Here is a 7,929-nt window from a genome sequence, read left to right as displayed (position 1 = left end):
GCCCACGTGAAGTGGTTCTGCGCCTACGATGTGGCCGGGCAGCCGCAGGGTCTCGAGCAGGTGCTGTGCCCGGACTTCGAGTGGCTGACCGGTCTTGCCCTGGTCTGCCTGATGGCGGGCTGCCTGGCCGAGGGGACCCCGCTGGGCGGTGCGCTGCTCAGGGCGCTCGATCGCGTGACCGCCCGGATCCGGACCGACACCGAGCTTCTGGTCCGCTGCACGCTGGGCTTCTTCCTGGTGTCCCTCTGGAGCCTGGGCGGCATCATCCTCACGCCGGAACTCAAGACCGACCTGGCCTGGATCCCGTGGCTGCAACTGGCGATGGCAGGCTGCCTGATCTGGCGCCGGACCATGCCGCTCACCGGCCTCGGCATCGTCTTCCTGTTCAGCTTTGCCACCGCGCAGTACGGCCTGTTCCATCTCGCCGACTACCCGATCTTCCTCGGCATCGCCGCCTACCTGATCATCCAGGGCCTCGGGCTGGATCCGTTCGGCCTGCGCCCCCTCGACCTCGTGCGCTACGCCGCCGCCGTGACCCTGATGTGGGCCTCCATCGAGAAGTGGGCCTACCCGCAGTGGACCGATCCGCTGCTGGCCGCCAAGCCGCAGATGACCATGGGCGCGACGCCCGCGCTGTTCATGCAGGCCGCCGGCGTCATCGAGTTCACCCTGGCCTTCGCGTTGATCTGGACGCCCCTCGTCCGGCGCAGCGCCGCGATCATCCTGGCGGCGATCTTCGTCTCGGCGATCTTTGAGTTCGGCAAGGTCGACGCCATCGGCCATTCCGGCATCATCGTGGTCCTCCTGGCCATCGCGGCCGACGATGCAACGGCAACCGTGCGGGCCCGGCAGGCGCTGATGGCGCCGGCCTACTATGGCGGCGCGCTCGCAGCCTTCTTGGTGCTGTACTATCTCGGCCACGCCGCCCTGTTCGACGCGGCGCCCCGGTTCCACGAACTCGCCAAGCTGGCGGTGATCTGAGGCGGGCAAGCGGACTGGACCGGTGGCCTGCCGCCGTCGTCGATCCGTGTCGAAGGCGTGGTCGCAGCCTGTGACCGCCGTGAACCACGCTCAGGACGTGCGCGACGCGGGTGCATGTGCCAGGCAGGCTGCGCCAGTTCATGCCGCCCGAGATGCGGTTGGCGGTCGCGCCGGTGTCCTGGGACGAGCCCGGGCGTCATCTTCGTTCCACGGCTCCAGATCGTTAAGTGTTCAGCGTTAGCCGTCGCTCTCCAGGATTGGAGAAGGCACGATGGCCCGGCTCGGTTACCTGATGGTCGACGGTCTCGCGTTCGTACTGGCCGGCATTGGACTGACGGCAGCAGTAATGGGCCAAGCGCCAAAACTGCCGACTTCGGCCACGGTGCCGCCGGCCGCGCCGGCCGCGTTGGCCGAGCCTGTCACGACCGGCGCTCTCACGCCGAAGGGCGACGATGTGGCCGCCAGCAAGGCGGTCGCGCAGCCGGGACCGGTCGCTGGATCCGCCGATGGCGCAGCCCGGGTCTGGGTCGACCCACCACACCGCTGGACCGCCGCCGGCCGAGGGGAACCGGCGATTGATCAGGCCACCGGATTGCGCCTCCCGCGACCATAGTCCCGCCACACGATCGAGCACGGGACGAGCGCATGAGGCTGCCGCCGCGCCGAGCCCGCTTCGTCCTGGCGGCGCTCGGAATCGTCGTGCGGGCGCGGCTTGCGGATGGGGCTTGCGGACGGGGCGGTGCTGTCGCCCGAGAGCCCGTTCGAGGCCGTCCTGAACGTCGTCCGTGCGGATGGCTGAGCTACAGCGGCGCCGCTGCCATTCGTGCGGTTCCGATATTCAGCTGTAGCATGGCTCCTCGGATCCCATTCCTATCAGCATTCGTATTGTTCTCGACAGCACTTCCAAGCTGTAAAATCGGACGGCTCAAATCTGTGCGGCCGATTGACAGCATTGCGTGTTTTCAACTTGCCGGCGGAGTTCGACCGGCACATGTCGACCCTGAGGGCGCACATCAGGAACGCACAGCATGTCAGAAGAAAACGCTGAGCTCGGCTCCAACGTCACCGCATTGACTGGCGACATCGTCGCTGCCTACGTCTCAAACAATGCCGTTCCGGTAGCGGAACTGCCGAACCTGATCCGGAGCGTGCACGGAGCCGTAGCAGGCTTGGCTTCCGGCAGCTCAGCCAACCCAGCTTCGGCAGAACTGATCGAACGGCCTTCCGCCGCCGAAATCCGCAGGTCGATTCAGCCAAACGGGATCGTCAGCTTCCTCGACGGTCGATCCTACAAGACGCTCAAGCGGCACCTCACGGCTCACGGGCTTGAGCCCCAGGCCTACCGCGCGCGCTTCGCTCTTCCGGCGGATTACCCGATGGTGGCCCCCCGCTACGCCGCCCAACGCTCGGCGCTGGCCAAGGCGATCGGTCTCGGCCGCCCCGGTGCAATGGCCCATGCTGAGGCGAAGGGTCGTCGCAAGGCCGCCTGATCGCACTGACGCGGCGGAAAAGCAGCTCCTGCGCCCACGGGACGCCGCGCCCACGAAGCAGCGGGGTCTTCGCGTTTCGGGGCGCATCGGCATCGCGCTCATCGCCGGCCGCGCCGGAGGCGGCCGGGTCGCGGATCGGCGGCGGCCGCCGAGCTGACGGAACTCCGTGCCCGCCAGCGCGCAGACTGATTCGCGATAGCGCAGCGACAGATCCCTTCAGCCCCACCGGCACCGGTGCGCCGGGTATTTTCGTTGAAGCTGAAAGGTCGCTCGATCTGTCATCGAGCCGGGGTTTCCTGTTTTCGTGGCGCTGGTACGGTCGCAGCCGTGTCTCCCCCTTCGACTCTTCAGAGACGCACCAGCCTTCCGCCCGCCCGGTTCGCCGCGGCGGGCTTTTTCGTGCGTCGACCTGCTAGGTGTTTGATCCCGGCGCGGCCGCGGCGATCGCCGCCGATCGGATCGGATCGGATCGCCTTCGGTCCGATGGCCGGCGACCGCCTCGCCGCGGGCCGGGCGGGCCGGTCTGGGAGTTCGTGGCGCGGGGACGTCAGAACGGCCACGCCTCGTCCTTCGGCTCCGGCATCCCTCCCTCGCCGGGTGCCACGAGCTCCACGATCTCATCGAGCGGCTGCGTCACCCGGATCGTTCGACCCGCCGCCGTGATGAAGGTCTCGTTGCGCATCAGGTCGGTGTCGCTCAGCGCCTGGACGCTCGTGACACGGAGCAGGTGCCGACAGCCATCGCCGTCTTGGACCTGCAGGAAGTTCCCGACCCGTCGAACGGCCGACATGTCGCTCTCCCAATCCTTCTGCATGCCGGGCTTCAGCCGCCCTGCAGGCTCTCGGCGAAATCGTCTGGGATCTCGCCCCACTGCCCGAGGATCGTGACGCCCTCCAGCTCGCCGGTCTCGTCGTCGGCCACCACCTTCAGCGCGGCCGCGCCGGGCATCCGCTTGGCCAAGTTCTCGGCCTTCTTCAACGCACCGCTCTCTGTCTGAGCGGGCTCCTGGCGAGCCGGCCGCAGCCTCTTGCGATGGAGCTCGAAGGGCTGCACCACGAACGCCGTCTTCATCGCCATCTTCGCCTCACTTCTGCAAAAGGCGGCGTAAGCTGACGCCACGATTCGCCTTCTACCCCACTGTCCACACCCGTCCACGGCGCATTTTGGTTCGATGACCTCGCCGATTGAACCACCGGGCCGCCTGATGTTTGTTCTTCGTCTGTTCTAGCACGGCGGGACCACGGGTGCACCTCAACCGGATCGACGAACTGCTGGTCCAAAGCGCTGACGCCGTCCGCATCCCACTGATCGGACAGGCGCTGTGCGCCGGCTTCCCCTCGCCCGCGGACGACTTCGTCGAGGATGCGCTGGAGCTGCCGCGCTGGCTCGTGCCGAACCCGCCCGCCACCTTCCTGTGGCGGATCAGTGGATCGTCCATGGAGGGCGCCGGCATCTACGACCGCGATCTCGCCTGCGTCGACCGCAGCCTGAAGGCCGGTCACGGCAGCATCGTCGTGGCCGCGATCGACGGCCAGATGAGCTGCAAGCGCCTCGTCATCGAGGGCAACGTCGCCCGGCTCGCCTTCTGCAATCCCGAGATGCCCGCCTTCGCGATCGAGGAACTCGGCGAGGGCGTGCTCTGGGGCGTGGTGCGCTTCTCGATCCGCTGGCATGCGGCCCGCGGGCAGCTCTCGTGAGCACCCCCGACGCGCGCCTGCGTGACCGGATCGGCGGCGGCCGCGCCGTGGCGCTGATCGACGGCAACAGCTTCTACTGCGCGTGCGAGCGCGTGTTCGATCCCAGGCTCGCCGCGGTGCCGGTGATCGTGCTCTCCAACAACGACGGCTGCGCCATCGCCCGCACGGCCGAGGCGAAGGCGCTCGGCATCAGGATGGGCGACCCGTATTTCAAGATCCGCGACCTGTGCCGGGCCCGGGGCGTGCGGGTGTTGTCGTCGAACTACACGCTCTACGGCGACATGTCGGGGCGCACCAACGCGGTCTACCGTCGGTTCAGCCCGCAGGTGGAGATCTACTCCATCGACGAGAGCTTCCTGAACCTCGCCGACGTGGCGCCGGCCTTGCGCGTCGAACTCGCCCGGGACCTGCGGGCCACCGTCCGGACCTGGACGGGCATTCCCACCTGCGTGGGCATCGGGCCGACCAAGACGCTGGCCAAGCTCGCCAACCACATCGCCAAGTCCGTGCCGGCGCTCGACGGCGTGTGCGACCTGACCGACCCGGTGGCCTACGCGCACTGGCTGTGCCGGATCGACGTCGCGGCAGTGTGGGGCATCGGCCGCGCCTCGCTCGCCAAGCTGGAGGCCATGGGCGTCGAGAGCGTGGCGGACCTGCGCGACCTGGACCCGCGGGCGGTGCGCAAGGGCCTGACCGTCGTGGGCGAGCGCATCATCCACGAACTGCGCGGGCTGGCCTGTCTGCCATTGGAGATGGTGCCGGCCCGGCGGAAGGGCTGCGCGGTGACGCGCTCGTTCTCCAGCCGGATCGAGGACCGCGCGACCCTTGAGGAGGCGGTATCGGCCCACGCGACGCGGCTCGGCGAGAAGCTGCGGCGCGAGGGGCTCGGCACCAACCATGTGTCCGTCTTCTATCACACGAGCGAGCACGACCACGGTGCCCCGATGCGCTCCGTGTCCACCACGGTCACCTTGCCGGAGCACACGTCGGACACGCTGGCGCTGATCAAGGCGGCGCGGCACGGAGTGGCGAAGACGTGGCGCGAGCCGGGCGAGCGGCCCTGGCGGTACGCGAAGGCCGGCCTCGTCACCAACGACCTCGTGCCGCTGTCGCACAGCCCGCGGGCGCTGATCGGCGCGCTGGACCGGGCGCGGTCGGGGCCGCTGATGGCGGCGATGGATGCGTGCAACGCGCGCTGGGGTCGCGGCGCAGTCGTGCCGGCGCGGGCGGGCTTGGTCAGCCGGCGCGACTGGAACACCAAGTTCGAGATGCGCACGCCGCGCTACACGACCCAGGTCAGCGAGCTGCCGGTCGCCCATGCGTGACGGTCGCCGCTCACGTCTCGGCGTTCCCGCGGATGCCGCGCGTGGCAAGCCATTCGCGCCCGGCCGGCGTGAGGCGCCCCGCGTGCCGACCGGTTTGCCCGCGGGTCGCGCGTTCCCCGACGTCCCTGAACTCGCGCAGCGCCGGCATCGCGGTTGGATCGGCGTCGTGGCGCAGGCCGCCGGGGCTGGCGGCGACGGCTGGCAGCGCTGCAAGGTGGCGACCGCGGGCTGGCGCCGGCGGTTCGGCGGGCGCGCCGACGGCTCTTGCGGCGGACCGGGCGAGTCCATCATCCCGTACTCGATCGCGAGCGCGAGCAACGCGCCATCCATCAGCGTTTCGCCAGCGACGCGCCGAGCGGAAAATCGTCGCTCCAGGGTTCGACGCTGGGGCCGCGGGCCCGGAGCGCGTCGGCGGCCTCCGCGCCAGGACCGGCAATCTCGCTCCGGTCGCTACTGCGCCGCGATGAGCATCCAATTGCGGGCCCGGGCCAGACGATCATCGTCCGGCAACAGCGGCATGTCGGCGATGACGCGCTCCACGATATGGCGCGTGGTCGCCTCGTCGAGGCCGAGGCCCTCCGCGAAGCCGTAGAGCTGCCTCATCAGGCGGGCGACGACGACCTCGTGCTCGTGGTCGGGCTCCTCGCTCAACGCTTCGTCACCCTCCGCCGCCGCTCCAGCGGCAAAGCCTTGTCGAGGAGGCCGCAGATCCTCTGGATGATCGGCTCGGCCGGCGTGCCGGAGGTCGTTTCGCACGCGCGCGCGACCGCCGCTCGGATGGGCTTCAGCGTCTCGACAGGATCCGTCGGAGGCGCAGGCTCTGACGCCATCACCGCCACCTCTCCTCCTTGCAGGCGAGAAGGTAGGACACATGCATGCAGCGCGATTGCGCCGCCTGCGATCTCGCGTCCGCCATGCAGGCCTCCACGCCCATGGAGAGCAGTCCACGATCCAGGTCTCTTTCGGAGGCGCACGTGAAGATCGGCTCGAAGCCCTCGAAGCGGCTGACCTGCCAGAAGATGGCGACGATCGAGAGCAGGCAGAATGCTGCGACCAGGATCTTGCTGTCGTAGAACCAATGCCGGCCCGCGGCTGTGGCCACCGCCTCGCTCACCCCGTCACCGGATGGGCCGGCAGGATTGTGGTCCGGACCATGGTGCGCCTCCCCGCCACCTTGTCTTCAGCGCCTCGGCCGCGCCCGCGTTCGTCCGGACCCTCTCGACGCGGTCGAGGGTCCAGGCCTTCGCGAGCGGGTAGGCCTCGCTTGCCTAAGTCGATGCCCTGGGTCGAGGCGATCACCATCCACGAGAGCTACTGCAAGCCAGAGGCAGCGTCGAGCAGCCCGTGACGACGCAGGACCGTCCTCAATCCGGGTGTACGTCCTTCAATTCGAACAGCATCGTCCCAGGCCTCAGATCGGCCGAACCTTCTCCCGCCAAGATGACCAGCGGCCAATGCGACGTGTCGTTCGGACGACCCGAGTGGCGGCGCGTATGCTTCGCCCACGCCGTCGCTTCGCGAATGGCAACGTCCAGATCGCGAGCTTCGAAGTGGAAGCGCTTGAACGAGGTCTGGCCACTCAGTTGGCCCAACGTGAAATCGTAAAGCGGCATGGACCTGTTCCAATGGAAGATGCGCATTGCAAGCCAGAGGCTTCGCCTTGTCGCCGGGCGCTGAAGCCTGGATTGAAGCCTGGATCGAAGCGCCTGGATGGCTGACCGACGCGGCGCGCTTCAATGCCGAAGCCGATACGTGTCGCGCCTGGCCTCTGTGTCGATGACGGGAGGCAGGCTGAGCTGTCGGGCCAGCGAGACCAGATCCTTGAGGCGGCCCGTCTGGGTCTTGCGGCGCAGGTTGAGCCGGTGGGTCTCGACGGTGCGCACGCTCAGCGCCAGCCGCCGGGCGACCTCCTTGTTGCTGAAGCCGGAGCTGAGGAAGCGCAGCACCTCGGCCTCGCGGGGCGTGAGGCCCAGGCTGTCGGCCGCCTCGCTCGCCGCCGCATCGGGCTGCTCCGGCGGTGTCAGGCAGTCCGAGCCCTCCGCGAGCGCCAGCAGCGCGGCGCCGAGTTCCCGGGGCGACTTCGAGCGCGCCACGAACGCGTCGACGCCCGCAGCCAGCAGCGCGCGCAGGTCATCCGCCGCGAGCGCGCCGAAGGCCACCAGCGTGCGCAGGTTGGGCTGACGCTCCTTCAGGCCGACGATGCGGGCGATCCCGTCGGCAAGCCGGATCTCGTCGAGGAAGATCAGCGCGACGGTCGTGTCGGTGTTCGCCCGATCCAGATCCGCCTCGCCGATCGTGTGGAGCTCGGGCATGTGCTCCAGTGTCGCGCGAACAGTCGCGCTCAGGTCCTGCGGTTCATCAAGGATCAGGACGCCAACGGCCGTACTCATGACCTCGCACCTCTCTCTCCCGGCTTGATACAAATGGCCGGGCTCG

The 7,929-nt window shown here is 68.8% G+C and carries 11 protein-coding genes; 5 read left to right on the top strand and 6 right to left on the bottom strand.

Features of this window, described 5'->3' with window-relative positions:
• From ACLBX9_RS20120 to ACLBX9_RS20110, 3 genes are all read left to right on the top strand, one after another.
• Nucleotides 1–981, top strand: a 981-nt coding sequence (locus ACLBX9_RS20120) for a hypothetical protein (protein WP_447720196.1), incomplete at its 5' end; no start/stop codon positions are given.
• A 271-nt stretch (nt 982–1,252) separates the two neighbouring features.
• Nucleotides 1,253–1,594 carry a hypothetical protein gene (locus ACLBX9_RS20115; protein WP_447720195.1) on the top strand — a complete coding sequence of 114 codons (342 nt, stop codon included), beginning with the start codon at nt 1,253–1,255 and terminating at the stop codon, nt 1,592–1,594.
• Between the two features lie 415 nt (nt 1,595–2,009).
• Nucleotides 2,010–2,471: a MucR family transcriptional regulator gene (locus ACLBX9_RS20110; RefSeq protein ID WP_447720194.1), complete on the top strand. Its 462-nt coding sequence runs from the start codon at nt 2,010–2,012 to the stop codon at nt 2,469–2,471.
• Between the two features lie 547 nt (nt 2,472–3,018).
• Here ACLBX9_RS20110 and ACLBX9_RS20105 read toward each other — a convergent pair.
• Together ACLBX9_RS20105 and ACLBX9_RS20100 are read right to left on the bottom strand one after the other, a co-directional pair.
• Complete coding sequence (locus ACLBX9_RS20105) at nt 3,019–3,261, bottom strand: hypothetical protein (protein ID WP_010687627.1); 243 nt, start codon at nt 3,259–3,261, stop codon at nt 3,019–3,021.
• A gap of 32 nt (nt 3,262–3,293) precedes the next feature.
• Nucleotides 3,294–3,548, bottom strand: coding sequence for a hypothetical protein (locus tag ACLBX9_RS20100; RefSeq protein WP_010687626.1), 255 nt, complete (start codon nt 3,546–3,548; stop codon nt 3,294–3,296).
• A 167-nt stretch (nt 3,549–3,715) separates the two neighbouring features.
• On the opposite strand from ACLBX9_RS20100, the gene ACLBX9_RS20095 reads away from it, so the two are divergent.
• Together ACLBX9_RS20095 and ACLBX9_RS20090 are read left to right on the top strand one after the other, a co-directional pair.
• Nucleotides 3,716–4,168 carry a LexA family protein gene (locus ACLBX9_RS20095; RefSeq protein ID WP_447720193.1) on the top strand — a complete coding sequence of 151 codons (453 nt, stop codon included), beginning with the start codon at nt 3,716–3,718 and terminating at the stop codon, nt 4,166–4,168.
• Nucleotides 4,165–5,493, top strand: a complete 1,329-nt coding sequence (locus tag ACLBX9_RS20090; protein WP_447720192.1) for a Y-family DNA polymerase — start codon at nt 4,165–4,167, stop codon at nt 5,491–5,493. Before ACLBX9_RS20095 ends, ACLBX9_RS20090 begins: the two co-directional genes overlap by 4 nt.
• Before the next feature lie 450 nt (nt 5,494–5,943).
• On the opposite strand, the gene ACLBX9_RS20085 is transcribed toward ACLBX9_RS20090, so the two are convergent.
• From ACLBX9_RS20085 to ACLBX9_RS20070, 4 genes are all read right to left on the bottom strand, one after another.
• Nucleotides 5,944–6,144 carry a hypothetical protein gene (locus ACLBX9_RS20085; RefSeq protein ID WP_447720191.1) on the bottom strand — a complete coding sequence of 67 codons (201 nt, stop codon included), beginning with the start codon at nt 6,142–6,144 and terminating at the stop codon, nt 5,944–5,946.
• A gap of 178 nt (nt 6,145–6,322) precedes the next feature.
• On the bottom strand, nt 6,323–6,607 hold the full coding sequence (locus ACLBX9_RS20080) for a hypothetical protein (protein ID WP_447720190.1): 285 nt from the start codon (nt 6,605–6,607) through the stop codon (nt 6,323–6,325).
• Nucleotides 6,608–6,857: 250 nt separating this feature from the next.
• Nucleotides 6,858–7,106 (bottom strand): hypothetical protein, encoded by a 249-nt coding sequence (locus ACLBX9_RS20075; RefSeq protein WP_010687620.1) that lies wholly within the window; start codon nt 7,104–7,106, stop codon nt 6,858–6,860.
• 120 nt (nt 7,107–7,226) lie between these two features.
• The gene (locus ACLBX9_RS20070; RefSeq protein ID WP_447720189.1) at nt 7,227–7,883 is read right to left on the bottom strand and encodes a response regulator transcription factor; all 657 of its coding nucleotides are present in this window, start codon (nt 7,881–7,883) and stop codon (nt 7,227–7,229) included.
• Nucleotides 7,884–7,929 lie beyond the last annotated feature (46 nt).

The organism is Methylobacterium sp. A49B, assembly GCF_053346215.1.
The sequence above is the reverse complement of the archived record's forward strand: the minus strand, read 5'-3'. Positions and strand labels throughout refer to the sequence as shown.

Bases quoted from the DNA above. Each gene is read 5' to 3' on its own strand.
- ACLBX9_RS20100 (WP_010687626.1), bottom strand. From the start codon at position 3,548: ATGGCGATGAAGACGGCGTTCGTGGTGCAGCCCTTCGAGCTCCATCGC.
- ACLBX9_RS20110 (WP_447720194.1), top strand. From the start codon at position 2,010: ATGTCAGAAGAAAACGCTGAGCTCGGCTCCAACGTCACCGCATTGACT.
- ACLBX9_RS20075 (WP_010687620.1), bottom strand. From the start codon at position 7,106: ATGCCGCTTTACGATTTCACGTTGGGCCAACTGAGTGGCCAGACCTCG.
- ACLBX9_RS20070 (WP_447720189.1), bottom strand. From the start codon at position 7,883: ATGAGTACGGCCGTTGGCGTCCTGATCCTTGATGAACCGCAGGACCTG.
- ACLBX9_RS20105 (WP_010687627.1), bottom strand. From the start codon at position 3,261: ATGTCGGCCGTTCGACGGGTCGGGAACTTCCTGCAGGTCCAAGACGGC.
- ACLBX9_RS20115 (WP_447720195.1), top strand. From the start codon at position 1,253: ATGGCCCGGCTCGGTTACCTGATGGTCGACGGTCTCGCGTTCGTACTG.